Origin of the sequence: Bradyrhizobium sp. SZCCHNGR1005 (genome assembly GCF_032489995.1) — a bacterium.
Lineage (GTDB): Bacteria > Pseudomonadota > Alphaproteobacteria > Rhizobiales > Xanthobacteraceae > Bradyrhizobium.
In genome coordinates this window covers 746,356-769,272 of sequence record NZ_JAUEZC010000002.1, presented here as the reverse complement: position 1 = coordinate 769,272, position 22,917 = coordinate 746,356, and the positions used below count along the sequence as shown (strand labels likewise).

Here is a 22,917-nt window from a genome sequence, read left to right as displayed (position 1 = left end):
GAGACCCGCGCGACCACCGCACACTCCGCCGTCATCATCCGCGAAGGCGGATGATCCAGTACCCCAGAGACAGTCGCGATCAATCGAGAGGCCGCGGCGTACTGGATCGCCCGGTCAAGCCGGGCGACGACGACCGAAACTACGGAAGCAGCCTCGCCCCATCATGACCCGCAATCGCGAGCCGCCGCACCGCGCCCGGAGGCTCGCCGCTCACCGCCACCGGCAGATAATGCTCCGTGCGCCCCTGGGTCTCGCTCTCGATCAGCACCTCGCGCCGGCAGCCGATCTCCTCATCCAACCGCCGCCGCAACGCCGCCTCGCCCGCCGCCCGCAAGCGCCGCGCTCGCTCGCGGATGATGCTGCTCGCGAGCTGCGGCATTCGCGCCGCCGGCGTGCCGGGCCGCGGCGAATAGGGAAACACATGCAGGAAGGTCAGCGCACATTCCGCGACCAGATCGAGCGAACGGGCGAACGCCTCCTCGCTCTCGGTCGGAAAGCCCGCGATGAGATCGGCGCCGAGCGCGATGTCCGGCCGCAGGCGGCGCACTTGCGCACAGAAATCGATCGCGTCCTGGCGCAGATGCCGCCGCTTCATGCGCTTGAGGATCAGATCATCGCCGGCCTGCAAGGACAGGTGCAGATGCGGCATCAGCCGCGCATCGCTCCCAATCGCATCGAGCAGATCGGCGTCCGCCTCGATCGAGTCGATCGAGGAAATCCGCAGCCGCCTCAGCTCCGGCACATGCCGCAAGATCTGCTTCACCAGACGGCCAAGCTTCGGCATCCCCGGCAGATCGGCGCCATAGCTCGTCAGGTCGACCCCGGTCAGCACGATCTCGGCGTGACCGCGCTCCACCAGCGCACGGACCTGGTCGATCACCGCGCCCATCGGCACCGAGCGTGAATTGCCGCGGCCGAACGGAATGATGCAGAACGTGCAGCGGTGGTCGCAACCGTTCTGCACCTGAACGAACACCCGCGGCAGCCCGCGCTGATAGCCCTCCAGAAGATGCGGCGCCATCTCCTTCACCGCCATGATGTCGGAGACGGCGACCTTCTCGGTCGCGTCGATCCCGAAGCGCGGCGCCTCGAGCGCCTGCGCGCTGGCCCGCCAGGCCGCCGCATGCAGCTTGTCGTCATTGCCGACGACTCGATCGACCTCGGGCATCGCTGCGAACATGTCCGCTTGCGTCTGCGCCGCGCAGCCGGTGACGATGATGCGCGCATCGGGCCGTTCGCGCTTCAATTTGCGGATCGACTGCCGGGCCTGTGCCACCGCCTCGTTGGTCACGGCACAGCTGTTGATGACGATGGTCTCGGAAAGGCCGGCGGCATCCGCCTCGCGCGCGATCAGTTCGGATTCGAAGGCGTTGAGGCGGCAGCCGAAACTGACGACATCGACCGGCACGGCCGTCACGCCACGGAGGCGAACAGCGCGGGATCGAAGCGACCTTCATATTCGAACGTCGCCGTGCCGGTCATCAGCACGTGATCGTCGCGCTCGCGCCATTCGATGTTGAGATCGCCGCCCGGCAAGGTCACCCTGACGATGCGGTTGGCGCGCTTGAGCCGCGCCGCCGCGACTGCGGTGGCGCAGGCGGCCGAGCCGCAGGCCTTGGTGAGGCCGGCGCCGCGCTCCCAGGTGCGGATGGTGATGTGATCGCGATCGACGATCTGCGCCAGCGTGATGTTGGCGCGTTCCGGGAACACCGGATGATTTTCCAAGAGCGGGCCGACGCGGGCGAGATCATAGGCATCGACGTCATCGACCCAGAAGATCGCGTGCGGATTGCCCATGTTGACCACCGAGGGCGAATGCAGGATCGGCGCATCGATCGGACCGATCTGCAGCTCGATGTAGCGGGTATCGCGGAACTCCTCGGCGAGCGGAATGTCCTGCCAGCCGAACTTCGGCACGCCCATGTCGACCGTGTAGAGATCTGGCGAAGGCCCTTGCCAGCAGTTCAACAAGCCGGCACGGCTCTCGAACGTTGCCGTGGTCTCGCCGGTGGTCTCGAACACCCGCCGGACCACGCAGCGCATGCCGTTGCCGCAGGCGCCGGATTCGGAGCCGTCATTGTTGTAGATGCGGATGAAGGCCTCGGTGCCGGTCAGCCGGGGCGGCTGCAGCACCATCAGTTGATCGTAGGGGACGCGGGAGGCGATGGCGCGGGCCTCGTCCGGCGTCACGACATGCTTCGAATCACGCAAGTCGAGAACGACGATTTCGTTCCCGATCCCGTTCATCTTGGCAAAGGCGTGGCCTGCGAGCGCGCTCATGAAAATATCCAAATTGTGTCCGTCTTATATGGCGGAATGGCGAGACATTGACCAGCCCAGCCGACCCGTAATGGCCACATGACGCATCTGTCAGGGGACGATCAAGGCCGGACATGATAGGAACCGGGCCATTCGCCGGCACGAACCGGGCACCGACGCACGGCCCTGGAGAATAATTGGATGAATGTAAGTACCTTCCGCCGCGCTCTGGCCGTAACGTCGGTCGCGCTGTCATTCGGAATCGCGGCCGCTCAGGCCCAGTCGCCGTCCGCGTCGCCGGCTCCTGCGGCCTCGTCGACTCCGGCCCCGGCATCGAGCGCCACCCCCTCGCCCGAGACATCGGCGACGCCAGCCCCGGCCGCCTCCGCCAGCCCCGCGCCGGCTGCCAGCCCGGCACCAGCGGCGAGTGCGAGCCCCGCACCGGCAGCGCCGGCCTCCCCGCCTCCGGCCGCAGCCCAGGCCCAGCCATCGGAAGCCTTCGGCGAGGAGATCACGCTGGCGGCCAAGAAGGTGCTGATCGTCAAGGGCACCGCGAACTGGGACAATGCCTTCGATACCCTCATCGATTCATTCAAGACATTGTCAGCGCTGCTCGACAAGCAAGGCATCAAGCCGGCCGGCAACGGCATGATCGTCTACACCTCGACCGACGACACCGGCTTTACCTTCATGGCCGAGATGCCGATCGACCAGGAGCCGAAGAACCTCGGCAAGGGCATGAGCATCGGCCAGTCGCCCGAGGGCAAGGCGCTGAAATTCGTGCACCGCGGCTCCTACGACAACATGGACAATACCTATGAGGCGATCACCAATCACCTCGACGAGCGCAAGCTGGAAGCCAAGGACACCTTCATCGAGGAATATCTGACCGACCCCTTGAAGACTGCCGAAGACAAGCTCGTCATCAACGTTTATGTGCCGCTGAAATGATGAAGATCACCGCCCGCATCCCGCTTGCGCTCGTCATTGCGGCAGGGGCCGCAACACCCGGCCTAGCCCAGCAGCCGGCGTCGACCGACTTTCCGCCGGCGATCTCCGTGAGCGGAGAAGCCAGCGTCTCGGCGCCGCCGGATCTCGCACAGATCGATGCCGGCGTGGCCTCGGACGCCAAGACCGCGCGCGAGGCCGCAGAGGCCAACAATACCGCGATGGCCAAGGTGCTGCAGGCGTTGAAAGCGGCCGGCATCGAGGACAAGGACTATCAGACCTCGCGCCTGTCGCTGCAGCCGCAATATGCGCCGAACCGTCCGGGGCAATCGACCGTGGTCGGCTACCGCGCCAGCAACCGCGTCACCATCAAGCTGCACGACGTCAGCAAGGTCGCCAGCCTCATCGATACCGTGGTCGGCGCCGGCGCCAACGATGTCGGCAATGTCTATTTCACCGTCGCCGAACCGTCGAAGCTGCTGGACCAGGCGCGCGAAAAGGCTGTGGCCGACGCTCGCCGCAAGGCCGAGATCTATGCCAAGGCGGCGGGCGTGACGCTCGGCGCGCCCTTGAGCATATCCGAAGAGGGCACGCCGACGCCGATGTTCCGGGTCAAGACGCTCGCGGCACCGATGGCCGCCGCATCGACCCCGGTCGCGCAGGGCGAGGAGACGCTGTCGATCGCCGTCAGCGTGACCTGGGCGATCAAGACGGGGCAGTAGCAACATACTCGATGTCGTCCCGGCCTTGAGTCGGGACCCATAATCCCGATCGGAGATTGATGAGCGGGCTGGAGCTCTAACCTTCGTCACATTTGACGATGGTGTTTATGGATCCCGGGTCGGCGCCCGCCAACGCTGCGCGTTGCCGGGCTTGCCCGGGACGACGATCTCTTCTCGACCATCTATCAGATCTCCACCACCTGCCCCGGCTTGAGCACACCGAAGCGCTCGCGCGGAATGCCGGCGTCATCCAACGCCGCGTGAAGCGCATGGACCGGCGCGTCGATCGCCTCGTCCGTGAGCTGGAAGGTGCCGTGATGATGCGCCAGCGCGGCCTCCGCGCCGCAATCCTGCAGCGCCTGTACCGCGTCAGCCGGGTTCATGTGCTGATCCTGCATGAACCAGCGCGGCTCATAAGCGCCGATCGGCAGGATCGCGAGCTTGAGCGGCGCATGCGCTTCGGCGACACGGCGGAAATGCGCACCCGTGCCATAGCCGGAATCGCAGACGATGTAGATCTTGCCGGCGGGCGTCTCCAACACGAAGCTTGCCCACAGCGCCATGTTGCGATCGGAGATGCCGCGCGCCGACCAGTGGCGGGTCGGCACCAGCGTCACCGCAATCTCCGCGTTGAGCGCGACGCGATCGTGCCAGTCGTAGGCCTCGGCGCGGATCTTCGGGATCTTTGCCATCATGGTGAGATCGTTGCCGAGCGGCGTCACGACACGCGGCCCAAAACGCGCGTCCAGCCGCGACAACGTCCTGATATCGAGATGATCGTAATGACCATGGGACACCAGCACGACGTCGATGTTCGGAAGAGCATCGAACGCGATGCCGGGATGGTTGTGCCGCTTCGGCCCGGCGAAGGAGACGGGCGAGACCCGCTCCGACCATACGGGATCGATAAGGATGTTGAGCCCGCCGCCCTGGATCAGCCAGCTCGCATGCCCCACGAAAGAGAGCCGAACCGCATCGCCGTCGACCCGCACCGGCGGGGTATCGGCATGGGGGCTGGGCACCCATTTGGGCCATTTGGCCGGCTTTTCGCGGCGGCCGAACTGCCAGCGCAGAACCTCCGGCAGGGATTTGGGCGGCACCCCATCGGGATCATAGAAGCGCTTGCCGTCGAAATGGTCGGTGATGGGACCTGAATAGGTCTTGGAACGGCGCGCCAATGTGATCCTCGTCGGAGCCGGAAACCTCAAGTTCGGCAACAGGTAAGCGGCCGGCCGAGGTCCGACAACGGGCCGCCGGAGTGCAAGTTTCCTTGACTTTTCGCCGGCTTGAGGGTTTAAGGCGGCCTCTTTATCGGAAAGTGTCATCTTTTCGAGCCACCGACCGGTCCTGGAGACCGGAGGTCAACGCCCGACAGCGCTATGCGCCCTCGGGCGCGAAATTGTTTGTATTGTCGGTTTCGGCACTATCTACCGAACCGACAGCCGTCATCACCCGCGAAAAGCGGGTGATCCAGTATCCCAGGGAGCTCGGCAGGAGCCGAGACGCTGCGGCGTACTGGATGCCTCGCATGCGCGGGGCATGACGATCAAGGAATTCAAGCGCCTGCAGTGCAGGACAAAGGACGAAGCAAGTGTTCGACAATCTGTCGGAAAGGCTTGGCGGCATTCTCGATCGGCTGACGGGGCGAGGGTCCCTGTCGGAGGCCGACGTCGACGCCGCGATGCGCGAAGTCCGCCGGGCGCTGCTGGAGGCCGACGTCGCGCTCGAAGTGGTCCGAAGCTTCACCGAGCGCGTGCGCGAACAGGCGATCGGCGCCACCGTGGTCAAATCGGTGACGCCCGGCCAGATGGTGGTCAAGATCGTCCACGACGAGCTGGTCAATACGCTCGGCTCGGACGGCCAGACCATCGATTTGAATGCCGTTCCGCCGGTGCCGATCATGATGGTCGGCCTGCAGGGCTCGGGCAAGACCACCACCACGGCCAAGCTCGCCCGGCGCATGACCCAGCGCGACAAGCGCAAGGTGCTGATGGCTTCGCTCGACGTCTACCGTCCAGCCGCCATGGAACAGCTCGCCGTGCTCGGCCGCGACCTCGAGATCGCGACCCTGCCGATCGTCGAAGGCCAGAAGCCGGCGCAGATCGCCCGCCGCGCGCTGGAAGCCGGCAAGCTCGGCGGTTACGACGTCGTGCTGCTCGACACCGCCGGCCGCACCACGCTCGACGAAGAGATGATGAAGGAGGCGGCCGAGATCAAAGCGGTCGCCAATCCGCATGAGGTGCTGCTGGTCGCGGACTCCCTGACCGGCCAGGACGCAGTCAATCTGGCGCGCTCCTTCGATGAGCGCGTGGGCCTGACCGGCATCGTGCTGACCAGGGTGGACGGCGACGGTCGCGGCGGCGCTGCGCTGTCGATGCGCGCAGTCACCGGCAAGCCGATCAAGCTGCTCGGCACCGGCGAGAAGACCGATGCGCTGGAAGACTTCTATCCCTCGCGCATCGCCGGCCGCATCCTCGGCATGGGCGACATCGTCTCGCTGGTCGAGAAGGCGGCGGCGAATATCGATGCCGAAAAGGCCGCGCGCGCCGCAGAGAAGATGCGCAAGGGTCAGTTCGACCTCAACGACATGCGCGAGCAGCTGATGCAGATGGCGCAGATGGGCGGCATCAGCGGGCTGATGGGCATGATGCCCGGCATCGCCAAGATGAAGAACCAGATCGCGGCCGCCGGCATCGACGACAAGGTCATCAAGCGCCAGGTCGCGATCATCGACTCGATGACGCGCGACGAGCGCAAGCATCCCGACCTTCTCAAGGCCAGCCGCAAGAAGCGTATCGCCGCCGGCTCCGGCCAGAGCGTCGAGCACGTCAACAAGCTGCTGAAGATGCACCGGAACATGGCCGACATGATGAAGGCCATGAGTTCCGGCAAGCGCGGACCTCTGGCCGGCATCGCCCAGGCGATGGGCTTTGGCGGCGGCATGCCCGCGCCTTCGCCCGAGCAGCTGAAGGCGCTCGCCGAGAAGATGCCGGGCGGACTACCCGCAGGTGGACTACCGAACCTGCCGAAGGACCTGCCAGCGGGCCTGCGCGGCGGATTGCCGAACCTGCCGGGACTCACCGGCCTTTCCGGCAAGCCGATGCTGCCCGGCCTCGGTCTGCCGCCGGGGAAGAAGAAATGAGGATCCGTTCCTCTCTCATCCCGTCATTCCGGGACGCGTCGCGAGGCGCGGGCCCGGAATCCATAACCACGATCGTGAGTATGGATTCCGGGCTCACCGCTTCGCGCTGCCCCGGAATGACGACATCTCTCAATATCATCTAGACCAAACGACACTCAGGAGAACCTTATGTCAGTCGTCATCCGCCTCGCCCGTGCCGGCACCAAGAAGCGCCCGGTCTACCACGTCGTCGTCGCCGACTCGCGCTTTCCGCGTGACGGCCGTTTCATCGAGCGCCTTGGCCATTTCAATCCGCTGATGCCGAAGGACAACGAGGCGCGGCTGAAGCTCGACATGGAGAAGACGAAGGCCTGGCTCGCCAAGGGCGCCCAGCCGTCGGATCGCGTGGCGCGGTTCCTTGACGCCGCCGGCGTCAAGAAGCGTGAAGCCCGCAACAATCCCGAGAAGGCCGTGCCGCGCAAGGAGCGCAAGGCGCAGGCCGAAGCCGCCGCGAAGGGCTAACTCGCCAATGGCCGATGCCTCATGCTTCGAGACGCACGGCTTGCGCCGTGCTCCTCAGCATGAGGATTTGGCGCCTCGTCCTGAGGAGCGCGCCGTGGCGTGCGTCCTGGAATACGAGGCCCGCTGATGTCCAAGCTGATCTGCGTCGCCAGGATCGGCGCCGCCCACGGCGTGCGCGGCGAGGTTCGCTTGTGGACCTTCACCGACGATCCGCTCGCCGTGCTGCATTACGGTCCGCTTCAGACCAAAGACGGCAATCGCAGCTTCGAAATTGCGAAAGCCCGCGAGGCCAAGGACCATCTGGTCGCGACCATCAAGGGCGTCGCCGATCGCAATGCCGCCGAGCGGCTCAACGGCCTCGAACTCTATGTGCCGCGCGACCGGCTGCCCGAGACCGAGGACGACGAATATTATCACACCGACTTGATCGGACTTGCCGCGGAGACCACCGCGGGCGAGCCGCTCGGGCGCGTGATCGCCATCCATAATTTCGGCGCCGGCGACATCATCGAGATCGCCCCGCCTTCGGGCAGCACGCTGATGCTGCCGTTCTCCAATGCCGTTGTCCCGACGGTCGACCTCGAGGGCGGCCGCGTCCTGATCGAGCTGCCGACGGAGATCGAGGGCGAGGAGCGCGATGGGCATGAGAACGGGAAGGATGAAACTGCGGCCGCCTTCTCTGCGGGTCGTCCCCGCGAAAGCGGGGACCCATAACCACAGGATTTAATGCGACGCAGACTTGAGCAACAGCTCGCTTTCGCCATGCTTGCCGGGGAATATAGGTTCCCGGCGCAAGGCCGGGACGACACTGAATTTGAGGTGGTGGCGATGGCAACTCACAAGTCTCACCACAAAGCCTGGCGCCTGCACGCGCCGAACGATCTTCGCTTCGAACAGGTGGAAACCCCGGCGCCTGCTCCCGACGGCGTGATCGTCAGCATCGAAGCCGCGATGGTGCTGTCCTACACGAACAAGGTCGTGGCAGCCGCGTTGCCCTACGCACTGCCGCCGATGCCGTTCGTGCCCGGCACCAATGCGATCGGGCGCGTGGTCGCGGCCGGCGCGAGCGTCGGCCATGTCCGGGCCGGCGACCGGGTCTTTCTCAGCCCGCATCTGCGCGCCGATGTGCCCGATCCCGAGCCGGCACAGATCCTGATCGGGCTCACCAGCATGGGCGCTTCCGAAGCCGCGCTCGCCCTGCAGGCGCACTGGCGCGACGGCGTCTTTGCGGAGATTGCGCATTGGCCGGCCGCCTGCGTCACGCCGCTCAGCGGCCTCGAGGACCGCGCCGCCACCGAACTGATCGGCCTCGCCAAACTCATCGTGCCCTTCGGCGGCCTGCAGCGGCTGAACCTGCGCGGCGGCCAGACCATCATCATCAATGGCGCGACCGGCTATTTCGGCTCGGGCGCGGTGCTCCTGGCGGTCGCGATGGGCGCGGCGCGCATCGTCGCAGTGGGCCGCAAGCGCGAGGCGCTGGAGCGACTGACTAAGGCCTTTGGCCCACGCGTCATTCCCGCCGTCGTCTCAGGCAACGATGCCGCGAAGGATGCGGCGACGATCCGCCATGCGGCGGGAGGCGGCGCCGACGTCGCGCTCGATCTGCTCGGCCAGGCCAGAAGCACCTCGACCACGCTGTCATGCTTGCGCGCGCTCAAACGCGGCGGACGATTGGTGCTGATGGGCAGCGCCACCGCGCCGCTCGAGCTCTCGTTCGGCGAGATGCTGGCGAATGATTGGGAGGTGGTCGGCCAGTTCATGTATGAGCGGACCGCTCCCAGCCAACTCGCCTCGCTGGCCCGCGAGGGCCTGCTCGACCTCGGCAAGATCGTGGTGACGAGCTTTCCGCTCGCCGACTTCCCACGTGCGATCGAGGCGGCAGCCCTGATGCAGGGGCTCGATCTCACGGCCGTCGTGCCGTGACAGGAGCGATCATCGTCGAAATTTCATAACAGGAGACCTTATCACGGCCAATCAGATTTGGTAGTTCCATACTTGCAAACGGATAGCTCGCCCTGGCTCAACATCAGCATATAGCTGCCTTTGTTCGCCCGGTAACCGCCGGAGAGGATCATGCTCAGCCGTAAATTTTTGATCGTAGCCACCCTGCTGGGCTCGATGCCGCTCGCCAGCGCACAGCCGCAGGCCGAAACCACGCCCTCAGCACCCCAGCCAGCCAGCAGCGGTGAGGCAATGGAGGCGCCCCAGACCGGAGACCACTGGACGTACGAAGTCCGGGACGAAATCACTGGCGATCTGAAGTCGACCGTGATTCAGACCATCACCGACGTCTCGGCAAGCGACATCAGCATCCGCGTTTCTGCGCTCAACAACCCAAATACAGGATTCCTGACCTTCGATCGCAGCTGGAACGTTAAGAACAACGGCACATGGCGCTATGCCCCGAGCGATGGCACCGGCGTCAGCGTGCCGCTCGCAGTCGGCAAGTCCTGGCCCATCAAGTCGAACGACACCAGCATATCGGCCAACGCCAACTTCAGGCGAACTGGCACCAGTAAGGTGACAGCTAAGGAAAGCCTGACGACCTCAGCCGGCACGTTCGACACCTATAAGATCGAGACCTCGATCCAAGCGATCAACACAAAGGACCCTTCGCGAAAGATTCAGGTCACCCAGACCACCTGGTATGCGCCGGAGATCGATCATTGGGTGAAGCGTTCATCGGAGACCCGCATCGACGGGCAAGTTCGTGACAAGAGCGCGATGGAGCTGATCGAATACGGCCGTCGTTGACCGCAATCTCTCCTACTCCGAGCCTTGGAATCCCGCATGCGCATGATCCTGACCGCGTTGGCGTGCCTGAGCGGCCCGATGGCATTTGCCCAGCAGTCAGCCCCTCCAGCAGCCGAGGCGCCGGTGCCTGTGGCGATGGAAGAGCCGCGTCAGGGCGATCATTGGACTTATGAGATCCGCGACGAGATCTCCGGTAAGGTGACGAGCAAGCGGACCGACACCGTGACCGAGGTGACCCCGACTGCGATCGCCATCCGCTACACGAACGACCGGGATAAAGCCGGATTCCAAGTCTACGACCGGAACTGGAATGCGAAGACGGCCGACGCCATGAAATATACTCCCAACAGCGGTCTTGGCGTGGTCCAACCGCTGAAAGTCGGCTCGACCTGGCCGATCAAGGTCGAACAAACCAACACGGAAAAGGGTTTCACCTGGAGGTGGGCCGGACAATCCAAGGTGAGCGGCGAGGAAAAGATCACGACGAAGGCCGGCACGTTCGAGACCTTCAAGATCGAAACCACTTACACCTTCTATCCCATCAACAATCCGGGACGGAAATCCGAAGCCGTCATGCAGACGTGGTACGCGCCCGCTGTCGACCACTGGGTTTTGCGGACAAATACCGTCCGGACCGACAACATGCTGCGCGTCAACTCGAAGATCGAGCTCGTAGCCTACGGGCGCAAGGAGTGACCGGCGGCGTTGGGCCCGACACAGGGGCTCGATCTCACCGCGCTGGTGCCGTAACAACGGCGCTATGACCCAACTCGCACTTCCCTGGCGCGCCACCGTCCTGACCCTGTTCCCGGAGATGTTTCCGGGACCGCTCGGCGTCAGCCTCGCCGGTCGCGCGCTGGCCTCGGGGCTGTGGGTGCTGGAGGCGCGCGACATCCGGGCATCCGCCACGGATAGGCACCGCAGCGTCGACGACACCCCGGCCGGTGGCGGCCCCGGCATGGTGCTGCGGGCCGATGTGCTGGCCGCCGCGATCGATGCCACTGAGGCTGCGGCCGACCGGCCGCGTCTTCTGATGAGCCCGCGCGGTCGGCCATTGACCCAGGCGATGGTGCAGGAGATCGCTGCAGGACCGGGGCCGCTGATCGTCTGCGGCCGGTTCGAAGGTATCGACCAGCGCGTGATCGAGGCGCGAGGGCTGATCGAGGTGTCGATCGGCGATTACGTGCTGTCGGGCGGCGAGATCGCCGCGATGGCCCTGATCGATGCCTGCGTTCGGCTGTTGCCGGGCGTGATGGGGAAATTGGAATCCGGCACCGACGAGAGTTTCTCCGAAGGCTTACTGGAATACCCGCAATACACGCGACCCCAGCTGTTCGAGGGCCGACCGATCCCGGACATCCTGCTCTCGGGAGATCACGCCAAGGTGGCGGCCTGGCGGCGCGCCCAGGCGGAGGCGCTGACCCAGAGCCGCCGTCCCGACCTTTGGGCCAAGAAATCCGATAAGAAATCGGATGGAGTCGGCGAACAAAGCGGAACCGGCCAAAAAATGCCAAAAAACACGACAGACGGGTGACAAGCCTCGCGCTTTGCCTTATAGGAGCGCTCAATTCCGCAAGTGACGGCAGGAACAAGCGCAGCCCGCGGTTAACGGCTGGGCGCGCCGCCGATGGAGATTTACCCGTGAACCTGATTCAGCAGCTCGAAAAAGAGCAGTACGACAAGCTCGCCGCTACCAAGGACATTCCGGATTTCGGGCCCGGCGACACTGTCATCGTCAACGTCAAGGTCGTCGAAGGCGAGCGCACCCGCGTGCAGGCCTATGAAGGCGTCTGCATCGGCCGCTCCGGCGGCGGCATCAACGAGAGCTTCACTGTCCGCAAGATCTCCTACGGTGAGGGCGTGGAGCGTGTGTTCCCGATCCTCTCCCCGATGATCGACTCGATCAAGGTCGTGCGCCGCGGCAAGGTGCGTCGCGCCAAGCTGTATTATCTGCGCAGCCTGCGCGGCAAGTCGGCCCGCATCGTCGAGAAGCAGGACCGCCAGACCGCCGTCAACGAGTAAGCGCGGCAATATCGGTTTTGAAAGAGCGCGGGCCGGTCCCGCGCTTTTTTGTTTTTGCGGCGCCGTCCTTCGGATCATCCTGGATGACTCCGGCGAAAGCGCGCTCGGACCGCTCACGCAAACGCATCTCGCACTCCGCGTCACGCGTGCTATATATCCCTCAAATGGTTCTAAATCGCTCTCATATGGCCTGCCGCCGCATCGTCATCGACGATCGTAGCCGGCTGCCCGGGCGCTTCTTCGGACGGTTCGCCACGTCGGCGACGTCGGAGCTTATGCGCGCGCTCTAGGCGCAGCGCCGATCTCTTTTTCCCTTCCCCGCGCGGCCTCGCGCGTCCCTCGTTCAAGCCATAGCCCGGGAGCATCCGCTCATGTCCAAACCCACCACGCTGTACGACAAGATCTGGAACGACCATCTGGTGCACGAAGCCGAGGACGGCACGTGTCTGCTCTATATCGACCGCCATCTGGTTCACGAGGTGACCTCGCCGCAAGCCTTCGAGGGCCTGCGCGCCACGGGCCGCAAGGTGCATGCGCCGGAGAAGACGCTCGCCGTGGTCGACCACAACGTGCCGACCACCGATCGCACCAAGCCGAACCCGGACCCCGAGAGCATCGAGCAGATCAAGGCGCTGGCCGAGAACGCCAAGGAATTCGGCATCGAATATTACAACGAGTTCGATCGCCGCCAGGGCATCGTCCACGTCATCGGCCCGGAGCAGGGCTTCACGCTGCCCGGCACCACCATTGTCTGCGGTGACAGCCACACCTCGACCCATGGCGCGTTCGGCGCGCTCGCGCACGGTATCGGCACCTCCGAAGTGGAGCACGTGCTGGCGACGCAGACGCTGATCCAGAAGAAGGCCAAGAACATGCGCGTCACTGTCGACGGCACTTTGCCGGAGGGCGTGACGGGCAAGGACATCATCCTCGCCATCATCGGCGAGATCGGAACGGCGGGCGGCACCGGCTACGTGCTGGAATATGCCGGCGAGGCAATCCGTGCGCTCTCGATGGAGGGCCGCATGACCGTGTGCAACATGTCGATCGAGGGCGGCGCGCGCGCCGGTCTGGTCGCGCCCGACCAGAAGGCGTTCGACTTCCTGCGCGATCGCCCGAAGGCGCCGAAGGGCGGGGCCTGGGATGCGGCCATGCGCTACTGGGAAAAGCTGCGTTCGGACGAAGGCGCGCATTTCGACCACGAGATCCGGCTGGATGCTGCCAAGCTGCCGCCGATCGTGACCTGGGGCACCTCGCCGGAAGATGTGATCTCGGTGACCGGCATCGTGCCCGATCCGGACAAGATCGCGGACGAGGCCAAGCGTCTGTCGAAGCATCGCGCGCTGAAATATATGGGCCTCGTTCCCGGAACGAAGATCACCGACATCCAGCTCGACCGCGTGTTCATCGGCTCCTGCACCAACGGCCGCATCGAGGATCTGCGTGCCGCGGCCAAGATCGCCGAAGGCAAGACGGTGAGCGCCCATGTCAACGCGATGGTCGTTCCCGGCTCTGGCCTGGTGAAGCAGCAGGCCGAAGCCGAGGGGCTCGATAAGATCTTCATCAAGGCCGGCTTCGAATGGCGCGAGCCCGGCTGCTCGATGTGCCTTGCCATGAACCCCGATAAGCTGAAGCCGGAGGAGCGCTGCGCCTCGACCTCGAACCGCAACTTCGAGGGCCGTCAGGGTTTCAAGGGCCGCACCCATTTGGTGTCGCCGGCCATGGCCGCGGCAGCGGCGATCGCCGGTCATTTCGTCGATGTGAGAGATTGGCGCTGACGGCTTTCCCGGTCGCAGCACGACGACACGGCAAATTGCCGACGATCAACAGCGCGATGGCCTCACCGGCCGTCGCGTTTTCGTTTCAGCTCAATCTCGACAGGCTTCCGCAAGGACTCCTTAAGGGTCCGCTCGCACAGTGCCCCCTCCAGATGCACGCCGCATCCGAAGAGGAACGTGCCAAGGAGCATGTCGTGGCCAACAAGCCGGAATTCGTCGATCTGATCCGCGACGCAACGCGTCAACGGCGTCGCACGCGACCGCGCAAGATCATCGCCAGGCCTGAAGTCGTGGAGAAGGAAGAAAAGCGGCTCTCCAACTGGCCGCCGGGCCACTTTGCGAAATGGCGGCTGGCGACCTTGGTGCCCTGGAAACTGACGGTGAAGAACTGGCAGTTCAAGGATTGGTTCTGAACGCGGCTCCGGCTGCGTCCCACAGATCGCGGATCAAAAAAGGGCGCCCGGGTGGCGCCCTTTCTTGTAAGCGGCCGATGCGCTCAGCCATTAGTAATAATGGCGCCAGTGGCGATGATGGCGATGGTGCCTATGCCAGTGCCGATAATGGCAAACGCGGTGCGGGCCGTAATAGGTCCAGATCACCCGGCAACGCCGGTACGGATAGTAGTAATATCCGGTGTAGTAGGGATAGTAGTAGGCGCCGTAGAAATACCGGTGCCGGTGGTGGAAGTACGGCCGATAGGCGTAGTGACGGTGATATCCGCCATAACGGAAGCCGCCGCCGTGAAAGACGGGTCCGCCGCGAAAGCCTCCGCCATGGAACGCAACGCCGCCACCATGAAAGGCCGGGCCTCCGCGAAAACCACCGCCGTGGAAAGCTGGGCCTCCACCACCATGGAAGGCCGCAGCTCCACCGACGGGCCCGCCACCTCCGCGAAATCCTCCACCGCCTCCGCCGATGTGAGCACCGCCACCACCACCCGGACCAGCACCGCGGGCTTGAACCTGAATGATCGGCGCATTCGCCGGCTCTTGCGAAGCCGGCCGCGCGCCGGCACCGATCAGCATCATCGCTTGTGTTGAATGATCAGGCACCGCGGCAAACGCGAGTAACGCGGCCGCAGCAAGACCGAGGCGGCGAACGAGGCCACCTCCCGGATCTCTCGTCCTCGTCATCGTCACTTCTCCCTAAGTCGCTTCAAGCGACGGAGAGCACCCGCCGTATCGTTTCTCCGCCGATCGATCACAAGTCGCCCCGACATGAACGTAATGATAGGCACGTGAACGCGGCATGAATGCCGCACGCGGAACGCGAACTAATCGGAACCACTCTGAGCGAGAACTTCGCGTCGAATGTGACGATTGACGAGACGAATTGCCGCACTCGTGATGCGGCGCAATCAGTCACCCTGACGGAAATCGCGTCCCAGCCTCGCGCTACGACCGCGTTCCATTCGCTCCTCAGTATCGTTTCCAGCCATCGCTGATGAACGGCAGAAATGGGGCATACGGCGCCGGCGCGTAAAGCACTGGTCTGCCGTAATAGTGCAGCTTGTCAGTAGGGCGGCGCACAATGCGGTGCCGCTGATGATGATGCGCGGCGGCCTTCGTCCTACCTTGTTGCTGCGGATGAGTGGTCGTCTCTGGCGCAGAACTGGCGGCAGATGCTGCGGACGAGAACGCAAACAGCGCCACGAGTTGGATCACAACGACGACGCCAATTCGGATCTTCACGGCGGATCCTCCCTGCTCGGACAGCTCACCATACGACAACAGGCCCGCGAACGGGCCTGTTGAACGCAATCAGAGCGGGACGGCCGGCATCGCCGGGTCCCCGGTGATGGCGGTGCCAATGGTCCCTTTGGCGACGTCCTTGCCAATGACGCCACCAATGGCCGTGGTGCCAGCGGACTTCGGGCGTCGAGGCGGCAGCCCTCCTGCGCAGCCGCAGCGGTACCAGGATTAAGCAGCGACAGAGCCCTGCGCGCGCTTCATGGCGGTTCCGTCCCCGTGCGCGACATCTCGAACCGTGTCACGCGCCGACACGCAGTCATCGTCAAAACGTCCGCACGGACGGCGATTTCGGAGACTTCAGCCGCGCCGCCAATAGCAGCTCATATGCGGCACGATCACGGTGCCGCTGGGCCTGAATTCCTGCACATACTGGGCGTTGCAAACCCGCACGGCGTTCGGGCCGGGATTATAGCGGGGCACCACGTCGGGCTGCCAATGCTCATCCTGACGCGGATAGATCTGGAGGCGCCGCTGGCGGCGCTGGGCGGACACCTCAGTGTTCAACCCGTTTTGCGCCGGGCGCGCCTGGCTCTGCGCAGCGATCGGCTGTGCATTCGCGCCGGGAGACACCAGAACCGCCACCGTCAGTGCCGCGCCGATCAAGGCCATCGTCGTCCGCATCATCGCGCTCAATCCCACCCCAAAATCGCGTTTTACGGTCTCCGTTTTCGCAAGCCACGTCAACCGCCGCGGCCCGGGAGAGGTCAGAATTCTAATGGTGCGTGTCCATCAGACCCGCGCTACAAGGCGGCAATGTGGACAGAGCTGAAAGCCCCCTCGCTGGCCGAGATGGAAGCCATGGCGCATCAGGTCTTCGCGCGCCTGCCCGGCCACTTCCGCACCATGTGCGAAGGCGTCATCATCCGCGTCGACGACTTTCCGACCGAGGAGGTGTTGGACGAGATGGAGGCGGAAAGCGAATTCGACCTGCTCGGCCTGTTCCAGGGCACCGGGCTGCCGTTCCGCAGCAATGACGACCTGCCGCGGCTGCCGAACATGATCTGGCTCTACCGGCGGCCGATCCTGGACTATTGGGCAGAGCACGATGAGACGCTCGGCCACATCGTGCGTCACGTGCTGATCCATGAGATCGGCCACCATTTTGGACTGTCGGACGACGACATGGCGGCCATCGAGGCCGGCGCGGATTGAACGGGCACGGAATCGATCCAGGTCGGATTGACGGGCGCGGGCTGAAATTCCAGGCATTTTTCCTTTATCGCCAGCGCCAATCGCGCTACATCAACAGCCTGCCCACTTTCGGAAAGTGCAACGATGGACAAATTCACCACGCTGGAAGGCGTCGCGGCGCCCTTGAAGATCATCAATGTCGATACCGACATGATCATCCCCAAGCAGTACCTGAAAACCATCAAGCGCACTGGCCTTGGCAAGGGGCTGTTCTCGGAACAGCGCTTCAAGGACGATGGCAGCGAGAATCCGGATTTCGTCCTCAATCAGCCGGCTTACCGCAATGCCAAGATCCTGGTCGCCGGCGACAATTTCGGCTGCGGCTCGAGCCGTGAGCACGCGCCCTGGGCGCTGCTCGACTTCGGCATCCGCTGCGTGATCTCGACCTCGTTCGGCGACATCTTCTACAACAACTGTTTCAAGAACGGCATTCTGCCGATCCGCGTCTCGCAGGCCGATCTCGACAAGCTGTTCGACGATGCCGAGCGCGGCGCCAATGCGACGCTCACGATCGATCTTGCCAATCAGGAAATCCGCGGACCGGACGGCGGCACGGTCAAGTTCGACATCGACCCGTTCCGCAAACACTGCCTGCTCAACGGCCTGGACGACATCGGCCTCACCATGGAGAAGAAGGCCGCAATCGACAGCTACGAAACCAAGCTGAAGAGCGAGCGCGCCTGGGCGTGATCCATTCCGTCCATGATGCCTTTGGGGCCCTGGATGATCGTCCGGGGCTTTTTTTCGCAAGCGGCCGACGCCGGTGACGCGCTCATTGCCCGACATCGTCAGCTTCTGGCGTGGCCCGCTCGACCGGCTGCGGCAGACCTGCTTGCGCTCGCAACTCGCGGCCGGCCACAAGGTCACGGTCTATAGTTTCGATCCGCTGCCCGGATTGCCCGAGGGCGTCAGCAACGCCGACGCCGAAGCCGTGCTGCCTTACCGCTTTTCCGAGCGGCTGCGTCCGCCCCAACCCGACGGCAGCTGGCGCGACTGGACCACGCTGCAATTCAGCGACTTCTTCCGCATCAAGCTGATGGCACAAGGCGCGGGCGTGTGGCTGGATGCGGATGTCTTGCTGCTGAGGCCGATCGAGATTGATCCGGCAAATCCCTACTTCGCCTGGGAGCGGTCGCGGCAACTCGGCAACTCCGTGCTGTATCTGCCGCCGGACGATCCGATCGTCACCGAATTCGAGCAGCTGATGCAGCAGAAGGAGCTGACGCCAAACTGGCTGTCGCTATCGCACCGTGTGACGTTCGCTTTGCGGCGCCTGCGCGGCGGCTCGAAACGGCTCTCCGACATCCGTGTCGCCGTCTTCGGTCCGGCGGCGCTGACCGCGCTCGCCCGCCGGCATCGCAGCCTGCACCATGCGTTGCCCAAGAAGTCGTTCTACGCGGTTCACGCCGAGCCCAAGGCCTTCTTCGAGCCCTCGAACTTCTCGGACCTGATCAGCGACCCCGCGATCATCGGCCTGCATATCTCGCCCAAAGGACGCGGCAGCCAGCCGCCGTTGCCGGGAAGCCTGTATGGCTGGGCCGCGGAGCGGTTCTGATGAGTGGCTTGAGAACCAGCCCCGTTGCGCGCAGCAGAACGGTATTTGCACTTTGATCTAACGCAACGTGCTGTTGCGATGACGATGGTTGATTGGCGCCGCTGATTGGAGGTGCCGCATGACCACGCAAACTACGCCATATCCCAGGGTTCAGTACCTGATCGATACGTTTGCGCAGTGGCTGAAGCATCGGCGCGAGCTGAGCGAGATTCGCCAGATGGATCGCGAGGACTTCGAGCGCATCGCGGCGGACCTCCAGGTCTCGCCCGCCGATCTCGACGAACTGGTCCGGCACGGCGAACATGCCGCCGACGAATTGCCGCAGATGCTGAAGGCGCTGAGCATCGACGAGGCCGCCCTTGCCCGCAGCGAGCCGATGGTGCTGCGTGACATGGAGCGGGTCTGCGCCCTCTGCAAGGACAAGCCACGTTGTCACCGCGACCTCGCCACCGGTACGGCCGGCGCGCACTACGAGGAATATTGCCCCAATGCGCCGACGATCGACCGTCTCGGCGCGGACCTCGTCAAGCACGCTTGAACCATTCATCGATCGCCGGACATTGAGGACGGCCGCACATGCACCGCAATCGTCTGCTTCAAATCAGCGTTGCGATCCTGCTTGCGATCGCCGCACTGTTCCTGATCCGGCTGCACAACGCCCACGGCGCAGAATCCCCGAGTAGCAGCGTGGCGGCAGGCCACAAGCTTGCGGAGGCCTGGTGCACGGCGTGTCACGTCATCGATGCGCGGCACGGAACGGCCCAGGGCGGCGCGCCCGATTTCGTCGCGGTCGCCAACATGCAATCCACGACCGAGCTCTCTCTGAAGGTGTTCTTGCAGAGCAGCCACGCCAACATGCCGAACATCATGATGACGCCCGAGCAGCGCGGCGATCTCGTCGACTACATCCTCAGCTTGAAGCGCAAGTAGAGCTGCGGCCTCGCGCACCTACTTGGTGAGCGCCGCAATGGCGTCCGCGATGGCGATGGTGCGACGGGCCATGTCGGCGTGCAGGCGCTCCACCATGCGGCCGTCGATCTGGATCGCACCGCGCGTGGCATTTTCCGGCAGATCGAACGCGGCAAGGATCTTGCGAGCCTCGGCGACCTCTTGAGCCTCCGGGGTGAAGATCGCATTGCAGGAATCGATCTGGCTCGGATGGATCAACGTCTTGCCGTCGAAACCGAGATCGCGCGCCTGGATGCACTCCTGCGCAAATCCGTCCGCATTGGCGAAATCGCTGTAGGGACCGTCGAGGATTTCCAGGCCATGGGCCCGCGTCGCCAGAATGCAGTGCGAGATCATCGGCAGCATCGTGGAGCGGCCGGGCAGCATGCGGATGCGCGTCTCCCGCGAAATGTCGTTCGGACCGAACACGAAGCCAGCGAGCCGTGACCCTGGTTCCCGCACGGTGGCGGCCAACCTGTCCGCATCGAGCACGGCACGGGCGGTTTCGATCATCGCCCAGACCTTCAGCGTCGGATCAGCGCCGACCTCGGCAAGACGCTCAGTGACCTTCTGCAGGTCCTCGACCGTCGAAACCTTGGGAACCAGGATGCCGTCGGGCGCCGCCTGCCCGGCCATTGCGACGTCGTCGCTCCACCAGGGCGTATCGAGGCTGTTGATGCGGATCAGAAGCTCGCGACCGCCATAACCATCGGTGGCGACCGCCTTGGCGATCTGCTCGCGGGCAGATCCCTTGGCATCCGGCGCGACCGAGTCCTCGAGGTCGAGAATGAGCCCGTCGACGGGCAGGCTGCGGCCTTTGTCCAATGCGCGCGCATTCGAGCCGGGCATGAACAGGAGGCTGCGGCGCGGGCGGATCATGTCGGCGTTTCCCTTGGCTTATTCAGGCGTCTCGCGATACCATTTCGAGCCCCGTCCTGAAAGGCTTGTTCCTGCTCCGGACATATGTTGTTTAGGTAACCGCCATGATCACCTTTCCGCCCCGTCTGCTCGACGGATATCGCGCCTTTGCCACCACCCGCCTTCCGACCGAGCAAAGCCGTTACCGGGAACTCTCCGAACGTGGCCAGTCGCCGGAAGTGATGGTGATCGGTTGCTGCGACTCGCGCGTCTCGCCCGAGGTGATCTTCGACGCCGGCCCGGGCGAGCTATTCGTGGTCCGCAATGTCGCCAATCTGGTTCCCGTGTACGAACCGGACAGCGGCGCTCACGGCGTCTCGGCGGCGCTGGAATACGCGGTCACCGTGCTGCGCATCAAGCACATCGTCGTGCTGGGTCATGCCCAATGCGGCGGCATCCGCGCCTTCGTGGACAAGATCGAGCCGTTGTCGCCAAGCGATTTCATCGGCCGCTGGATGGCGATGTTCGTCAAGCCGGGCGAGATCGTCGAGCAGCGCGCCCATGAGACCATGCAGGACTTCGTCATCAGGATCGAGAAGGCTGCGATCTTCCGCAGCCTGGAGAACCTGCTGACCTTTCCGTTCGTGCACAAGCAGGTCGAGGCTGGCACGCTGCAACTGCACGGCGCCTATTTCGGCGTCAAGGAAGGCTCGCTGTTCGTCCTCGATAAGGCCGTCAAGGAGTTCAAGAGCGCGCGCATTGACGAATAGGGCGTAGCGGATAGCAAGTGGAATAACTTTCCAATTCGCCACTCGCTTCAGTGATCGCTGCCCCAGCGATCCGACAATGCCAGCATCACGGTTGAAACCACGAATACCAGATGCACGCCGACCAGCCAGCCGAGCTTGATCGAGTCAACGCCGGCATCGAGGTTCATGAAAGCCTTCAGCACCTGGATTGCCGAGATCGCGACGATCGAGGCCAGCAATTTCTGCTTCAGCCCGGCGAAATCGACCTTGGTCATCCATTCCGGCCAGTCCGGATGGCCGCCCGGATCGATCCGCGAGACGAAGTTCTCATAGCCCGAGAACACCACGATCAGCACCAGATTGCCGGTCAACGAAACGTCGATCAACGAGAGCACACCGAGGATGATGTCGCTCTCCTTCGCGGACGGCACGTGCAGGACGAACTCCCACAGCAGCATCACGAATTTGACCAGCAAAACCGCTAGGCTGACGACCAGGCCGACATAAAACGGCGCCATCAGCCAGCGGCTCTTGAACAAAAGGCCTTCGATTCCGCGTTCCACCACGTTTGGCGCGTGCTGTCGGGCCGATGCCGCCGGCTGTTCGCTCATGGGAGTCGTCATCGGGATAACATGCCGGCCGCTTCAGGCCGCTTTCTTCTTCGCGGTGATCAGCTTGCGGTTGATCAGCACTTCCGCGATCTGCACCGCGTTCAGCGCAGCGCCCTTGCGCAGATTGTCCGACACGCACCAGAAGACGAGACCGTTCTCCACGGTCGCATCCTCACGGATGCGGCTGATATAGGTCGCGTCCTCGCCGGCCGCCTCATAGGGCGTGACATATCCACCCGGCTCCAGCTTGTCGATGACGAGACAGCCCGGCGCGCGGCGCAGGATATCGCGGGCCTCGTCCGCCGTGATCGGATTCTCGAACTCGACATTGACCGCTTCCGAGTGACCGACGAAAACCGGCACGCGCACGCAGGTCGCGGTCAGCTTGATCTTCGGATCCAAGATCTTCTTGGTCTCCGCCATCATCTTCCACTCTTCCTTGGTATAGCCGTCCTCCATGAAGACGTCGATCTGCGGAATGACGTTGAAGGCGATGCGCTTCGGAAACTTCTTATTGATCAGCTCGTCATTGGTGTAGACGGCCTTGGTCTGCGAGAACAACTCGTCCATCGCATCCTTGCCGGCGCCCGATACCGACTGATAGGTCGACACCACCACGCGCTTGATCGTCGCCTTCTCGTGCAGGGGCTTCAACGCGACCACGAGCTGCGCCGTCGAGCAGTTCGGATTGGCGATGATGTTCTTCTTGGCAAAACCGGCGGTCGCATCCGCGTTCACCTCCGGCACGATCAACGGCACGTCCGGGTCCATGCGCCAAGCGGACGAGTTGTCGATCACGACCGCACCGGCGGCGCCGATCCGCGGCGACCATTCCTTCGATACCGCCCCGCCTGCCGACATCAGGCAGATGTCGACATCGGCAAAATCGTAGTGCTCCAGCGCTTTGACCTTGAGCGTACGGTCGCCGTAGGAAACCTCGATCCCGATGCTGCGGCGCGAGGCCAGCGCCACCACCTCGTCGGCCGGGAATTTCCGTTCGTCGAGGATATTGAGCATTTCCCGCCCGACATTGCCGGTCGCGCCGACCACTGCGACTTTGTAACCCATCGTTCACTCTCCGACGAAAAATGGCCGGCCGCACAAGGATGCGGCAACGGAAGCGGCAGC

At 64.0% G+C, this 22,917-nt stretch carries 28 protein-coding genes; 18 read left to right on the top strand and 10 right to left on the bottom strand.

Annotated features, from left to right (window positions below):
• Positions 1-139: 139 nt before the first annotated feature.
• Both mtaB and dapF read right to left on the bottom strand, forming a co-directional pair.
• On the bottom strand, positions 140-1,408 hold the full coding sequence (gene mtaB / locus QXZ85_RS09675) for a tRNA (N(6)-L-threonylcarbamoyladenosine(37)-C(2))-methylthiotransferase MtaB (RefSeq protein WP_315702102.1): 1,269 nt from the start codon (positions 1,406-1,408) through the stop codon (positions 140-142).
• A gap of 5 nt (positions 1,409-1,413) precedes the next feature.
• Positions 1,414-2,280 carry a diaminopimelate epimerase gene (gene dapF / locus QXZ85_RS09670; protein ID WP_315767660.1) on the bottom strand — a complete coding sequence of 289 codons (867 nt, stop codon included), beginning with the start codon at positions 2,278-2,280 and terminating at the stop codon, positions 1,414-1,416.
• A 180-nt stretch (positions 2,281-2,460) separates the two neighbouring features.
• Here dapF and QXZ85_RS09665 point away from each other — a divergent pair, with 180 nt between their 5' ends.
• A complete protein-coding gene (locus tag QXZ85_RS09665) occupies positions 2,461-3,210 on the top strand; it encodes a GyrI-like domain-containing protein (RefSeq protein WP_315702104.1) in 750 nt (249 codons plus the stop codon).
• Positions 3,207-3,929: an SIMPL domain-containing protein gene (locus tag QXZ85_RS09660; RefSeq protein ID WP_315702105.1), complete on the top strand. Its 723-nt coding sequence runs from the start codon at positions 3,207-3,209 to the stop codon at positions 3,927-3,929. Before QXZ85_RS09665 ends, QXZ85_RS09660 begins: the two co-directional genes overlap by 4 nt.
• A gap of 185 nt (positions 3,930-4,114) precedes the next feature.
• Here the strand turns inward: QXZ85_RS09660 and QXZ85_RS09655 are convergent, their stop codons facing one another.
• Positions 4,115-5,107, bottom strand: coding sequence for an MBL fold metallo-hydrolase (locus tag QXZ85_RS09655; protein ID WP_315729957.1), 993 nt, complete (start codon positions 5,105-5,107; stop codon positions 4,115-4,117).
• A 413-nt stretch (positions 5,108-5,520) separates the two neighbouring features.
• Between QXZ85_RS09655 and ffh the strand changes: the two genes are divergently transcribed.
• From ffh to rplS, 8 genes are all read left to right on the top strand, one after another.
• Positions 5,521-7,071, top strand: coding sequence for a signal recognition particle protein (gene ffh / locus QXZ85_RS09650; protein ID WP_315702107.1), 1,551 nt, complete (start codon positions 5,521-5,523; stop codon positions 7,069-7,071).
• Positions 7,072-7,239: 168 nt separating this feature from the next.
• Positions 7,240-7,572, top strand: coding sequence for a 30S ribosomal protein S16 (gene rpsP / locus QXZ85_RS09645; protein ID WP_315702108.1), 333 nt, complete (start codon positions 7,240-7,242; stop codon positions 7,570-7,572).
• A 126-nt stretch (positions 7,573-7,698) separates the two neighbouring features.
• Positions 7,699-8,286 carry a ribosome maturation factor RimM gene (gene rimM, locus QXZ85_RS09640; RefSeq protein ID WP_315702109.1) on the top strand — a complete coding sequence of 196 codons (588 nt, stop codon included), beginning with the start codon at positions 7,699-7,701 and terminating at the stop codon, positions 8,284-8,286.
• 114 nt (positions 8,287-8,400) lie between these two features.
• Complete coding sequence (locus QXZ85_RS09635; RefSeq protein WP_315702110.1) at positions 8,401-9,495, top strand: zinc-binding alcohol dehydrogenase family protein; 1,095 nt, start codon at positions 8,401-8,403, stop codon at positions 9,493-9,495.
• Positions 9,496-9,645: 150 nt separating this feature from the next.
• Positions 9,646-10,326 (top strand): hypothetical protein, encoded by a 681-nt coding sequence (locus tag QXZ85_RS09630; protein WP_315702111.1) that lies wholly within the window; start codon positions 9,646-9,648, stop codon positions 10,324-10,326.
• A gap of 36 nt (positions 10,327-10,362) precedes the next feature.
• Positions 10,363-11,022, top strand: a complete 660-nt coding sequence (locus QXZ85_RS09625) for a hypothetical protein (protein ID WP_315702112.1) — start codon at positions 10,363-10,365, stop codon at positions 11,020-11,022.
• Between the two features lie 64 nt (positions 11,023-11,086).
• Entirely contained in the window at positions 11,087-11,860 is a 774-nt protein-coding gene (gene trmD, locus QXZ85_RS09620; RefSeq protein ID WP_315767661.1) for a tRNA (guanosine(37)-N1)-methyltransferase TrmD, read from the top strand.
• 107 nt (positions 11,861-11,967) lie between these two features.
• Positions 11,968-12,348 carry a 50S ribosomal protein L19 gene (rplS, locus tag QXZ85_RS09615; RefSeq protein WP_315702114.1) on the top strand — a complete coding sequence of 127 codons (381 nt, stop codon included), beginning with the start codon at positions 11,968-11,970 and terminating at the stop codon, positions 12,346-12,348.
• Here rplS and QXZ85_RS09610 read toward each other — a convergent pair.
• Positions 12,338-12,475, bottom strand: coding sequence for a hypothetical protein (locus QXZ85_RS09610; RefSeq protein ID WP_315702115.1), 138 nt, complete (start codon positions 12,473-12,475; stop codon positions 12,338-12,340). The two genes, rplS and QXZ85_RS09610, sit on opposite strands and share 11 nt — an antisense overlap.
• 244 nt (positions 12,476-12,719) lie before the next feature.
• On the opposite strand from QXZ85_RS09610, the gene leuC reads away from it, so the two are divergent.
• Both leuC and QXZ85_RS09600 read left to right on the top strand, forming a co-directional pair.
• Positions 12,720-14,126 (top strand): 3-isopropylmalate dehydratase large subunit, encoded by a 1,407-nt coding sequence (gene leuC / locus QXZ85_RS09605; RefSeq protein WP_315702116.1) that lies wholly within the window; start codon positions 12,720-12,722, stop codon positions 14,124-14,126.
• 194 nt (positions 14,127-14,320) lie between these two features.
• Positions 14,321-14,539, top strand: a complete 219-nt coding sequence (locus QXZ85_RS09600) for a hypothetical protein (protein ID WP_315702117.1) — start codon at positions 14,321-14,323, stop codon at positions 14,537-14,539.
• A 90-nt stretch (positions 14,540-14,629) separates the two neighbouring features.
• On the opposite strand, the gene QXZ85_RS09595 is transcribed toward QXZ85_RS09600, so the two are convergent.
• The 3 genes from QXZ85_RS09595 to QXZ85_RS09585 form a co-directional block, all read right to left on the bottom strand.
• Positions 14,630-15,259 (bottom strand): hypothetical protein, encoded by a 630-nt coding sequence (locus QXZ85_RS09595; RefSeq protein WP_315729994.1) that lies wholly within the window; start codon positions 15,257-15,259, stop codon positions 14,630-14,632.
• Between the two features lie 285 nt (positions 15,260-15,544).
• On the bottom strand, positions 15,545-15,817 hold the full coding sequence (locus QXZ85_RS09590) for a hypothetical protein (protein ID WP_315728062.1): 273 nt from the start codon (positions 15,815-15,817) through the stop codon (positions 15,545-15,547).
• 357 nt (positions 15,818-16,174) lie between these two features.
• Positions 16,175-16,501 carry a hypothetical protein gene (locus QXZ85_RS09585; RefSeq protein ID WP_315702119.1) on the bottom strand — a complete coding sequence of 109 codons (327 nt, stop codon included), beginning with the start codon at positions 16,499-16,501 and terminating at the stop codon, positions 16,175-16,177.
• Positions 16,502-16,630: 129 nt separating this feature from the next.
• Between QXZ85_RS09585 and QXZ85_RS09580 the strand changes: the two genes are divergently transcribed.
• From QXZ85_RS09580 to QXZ85_RS09560, 5 genes are all read left to right on the top strand, one after another.
• Positions 16,631-17,029, top strand: a complete 399-nt coding sequence (locus QXZ85_RS09580; protein ID WP_315702120.1) for a metallopeptidase family protein — start codon at positions 16,631-16,633, stop codon at positions 17,027-17,029.
• A gap of 123 nt (positions 17,030-17,152) precedes the next feature.
• A complete protein-coding gene (gene leuD, locus QXZ85_RS09575) occupies positions 17,153-17,758 on the top strand; it encodes a 3-isopropylmalate dehydratase small subunit (protein ID WP_315702121.1) in 606 nt (201 codons plus the stop codon).
• Between the two features lie 73 nt (positions 17,759-17,831).
• Positions 17,832-18,623, top strand: coding sequence for a hypothetical protein (locus QXZ85_RS09570; RefSeq protein ID WP_315702122.1), 792 nt, complete (start codon positions 17,832-17,834; stop codon positions 18,621-18,623).
• Between the two features lie 118 nt (positions 18,624-18,741).
• Positions 18,742-19,161: a hypothetical protein gene (locus tag QXZ85_RS09565; RefSeq protein WP_315702123.1), complete on the top strand. Its 420-nt coding sequence runs from the start codon at positions 18,742-18,744 to the stop codon at positions 19,159-19,161.
• A gap of 38 nt (positions 19,162-19,199) precedes the next feature.
• On the top strand, positions 19,200-19,553 hold the full coding sequence (locus QXZ85_RS09560; RefSeq protein ID WP_315729963.1) for a cytochrome c: 354 nt from the start codon (positions 19,200-19,202) through the stop codon (positions 19,551-19,553).
• An 18-nt stretch (positions 19,554-19,571) separates the two neighbouring features.
• Here QXZ85_RS09560 and QXZ85_RS09555 read toward each other — a convergent pair whose 3' ends face one another.
• On the bottom strand, positions 19,572-20,450 hold the full coding sequence (locus tag QXZ85_RS09555; RefSeq protein ID WP_316173993.1) for a CoA ester lyase: 879 nt from the start codon (positions 20,448-20,450) through the stop codon (positions 19,572-19,574).
• A 104-nt stretch (positions 20,451-20,554) separates the two neighbouring features.
• On the opposite strand from QXZ85_RS09555, the gene QXZ85_RS09550 reads away from it, so the two are divergent.
• On the top strand, positions 20,555-21,199 hold the full coding sequence (locus tag QXZ85_RS09550; protein ID WP_315729964.1) for a carbonic anhydrase: 645 nt from the start codon (positions 20,555-20,557) through the stop codon (positions 21,197-21,199).
• Positions 21,200-21,246: 47 nt separating this feature from the next.
• Here the strand turns inward: QXZ85_RS09550 and QXZ85_RS09545 are convergent, their stop codons facing one another.
• Together QXZ85_RS09545 and QXZ85_RS09540 are read right to left on the bottom strand one after the other, a co-directional pair.
• Positions 21,247-21,789 carry a TIGR00645 family protein gene (locus QXZ85_RS09545; RefSeq protein WP_315702127.1) on the bottom strand — a complete coding sequence of 181 codons (543 nt, stop codon included), beginning with the start codon at positions 21,787-21,789 and terminating at the stop codon, positions 21,247-21,249.
• Between the two features lie 33 nt (positions 21,790-21,822).
• On the bottom strand, positions 21,823-22,857 hold the full coding sequence (locus QXZ85_RS09540) for an aspartate-semialdehyde dehydrogenase (RefSeq protein ID WP_315742596.1): 1,035 nt from the start codon (positions 22,855-22,857) through the stop codon (positions 21,823-21,825).
• Between the last annotated feature and the right edge of the window lie 60 nt (positions 22,858-22,917).

Excerpts from the sequence above, each read along its gene's own strand:
- dapF (WP_315767660.1), bottom strand. The coding sequence starts at position 2,280 with ATGAGCGCGCTCGCAGGCCACGCCTTTGCCAAGATGAACGGGATCGGG.
- QXZ85_RS09665 (WP_315702104.1), top strand. The coding sequence starts at position 2,461 with ATGAATGTAAGTACCTTCCGCCGCGCTCTGGCCGTAACGTCGGTCGCG.
- QXZ85_RS09660 (WP_315702105.1), top strand. The coding sequence starts at position 3,207 with ATGATGAAGATCACCGCCCGCATCCCGCTTGCGCTCGTCATTGCGGCA.
- rpsP (WP_315702108.1), top strand. The coding sequence starts at position 7,240 with ATGTCAGTCGTCATCCGCCTCGCCCGTGCCGGCACCAAGAAGCGCCCG.
- rimM (WP_315702109.1), top strand. The coding sequence starts at position 7,699 with ATGTCCAAGCTGATCTGCGTCGCCAGGATCGGCGCCGCCCACGGCGTG.
- QXZ85_RS09635 (WP_315702110.1), top strand. The coding sequence starts at position 8,401 with ATGGCAACTCACAAGTCTCACCACAAAGCCTGGCGCCTGCACGCGCCG.
- QXZ85_RS09630 (WP_315702111.1), top strand. The coding sequence starts at position 9,646 with ATGCTCAGCCGTAAATTTTTGATCGTAGCCACCCTGCTGGGCTCGATG.
- QXZ85_RS09625 (WP_315702112.1), top strand. The coding sequence starts at position 10,363 with ATGCGCATGATCCTGACCGCGTTGGCGTGCCTGAGCGGCCCGATGGCA.
- trmD (WP_315767661.1), top strand. The coding sequence starts at position 11,087 with ATGACCCAACTCGCACTTCCCTGGCGCGCCACCGTCCTGACCCTGTTC.
- QXZ85_RS09610 (WP_315702115.1), bottom strand. The coding sequence starts at position 12,475 with ATGCGTTTGCGTGAGCGGTCCGAGCGCGCTTTCGCCGGAGTCATCCAG.
- leuC (WP_315702116.1), top strand. The coding sequence starts at position 12,720 with ATGTCCAAACCCACCACGCTGTACGACAAGATCTGGAACGACCATCTG.
- QXZ85_RS09595 (WP_315729994.1), bottom strand. The coding sequence starts at position 15,259 with ATGACGAGGACGAGAGATCCGGGAGGTGGCCTCGTTCGCCGCCTCGGT.
- QXZ85_RS09585 (WP_315702119.1), bottom strand. The coding sequence starts at position 16,501 with ATGATGCGGACGACGATGGCCTTGATCGGCGCGGCACTGACGGTGGCG.
- QXZ85_RS09580 (WP_315702120.1), top strand. The coding sequence starts at position 16,631 with ATGTGGACAGAGCTGAAAGCCCCCTCGCTGGCCGAGATGGAAGCCATG.
- leuD (WP_315702121.1), top strand. The coding sequence starts at position 17,153 with ATGGACAAATTCACCACGCTGGAAGGCGTCGCGGCGCCCTTGAAGATC.
- QXZ85_RS09565 (WP_315702123.1), top strand. The coding sequence starts at position 18,742 with ATGACCACGCAAACTACGCCATATCCCAGGGTTCAGTACCTGATCGAT.
- QXZ85_RS09560 (WP_315729963.1), top strand. The coding sequence starts at position 19,200 with ATGCACCGCAATCGTCTGCTTCAAATCAGCGTTGCGATCCTGCTTGCG.
- QXZ85_RS09555 (WP_316173993.1), bottom strand. The coding sequence starts at position 20,450 with ATGATCCGCCCGCGCCGCAGCCTCCTGTTCATGCCCGGCTCGAATGCG.
- QXZ85_RS09550 (WP_315729964.1), top strand. The coding sequence starts at position 20,555 with ATGATCACCTTTCCGCCCCGTCTGCTCGACGGATATCGCGCCTTTGCC.
- QXZ85_RS09545 (WP_315702127.1), bottom strand. The coding sequence starts at position 21,789 with ATGAGCGAACAGCCGGCGGCATCGGCCCGACAGCACGCGCCAAACGTG.
- QXZ85_RS09540 (WP_315742596.1), bottom strand. The coding sequence starts at position 22,857 with ATGGGTTACAAAGTCGCAGTGGTCGGCGCGACCGGCAATGTCGGGCGG.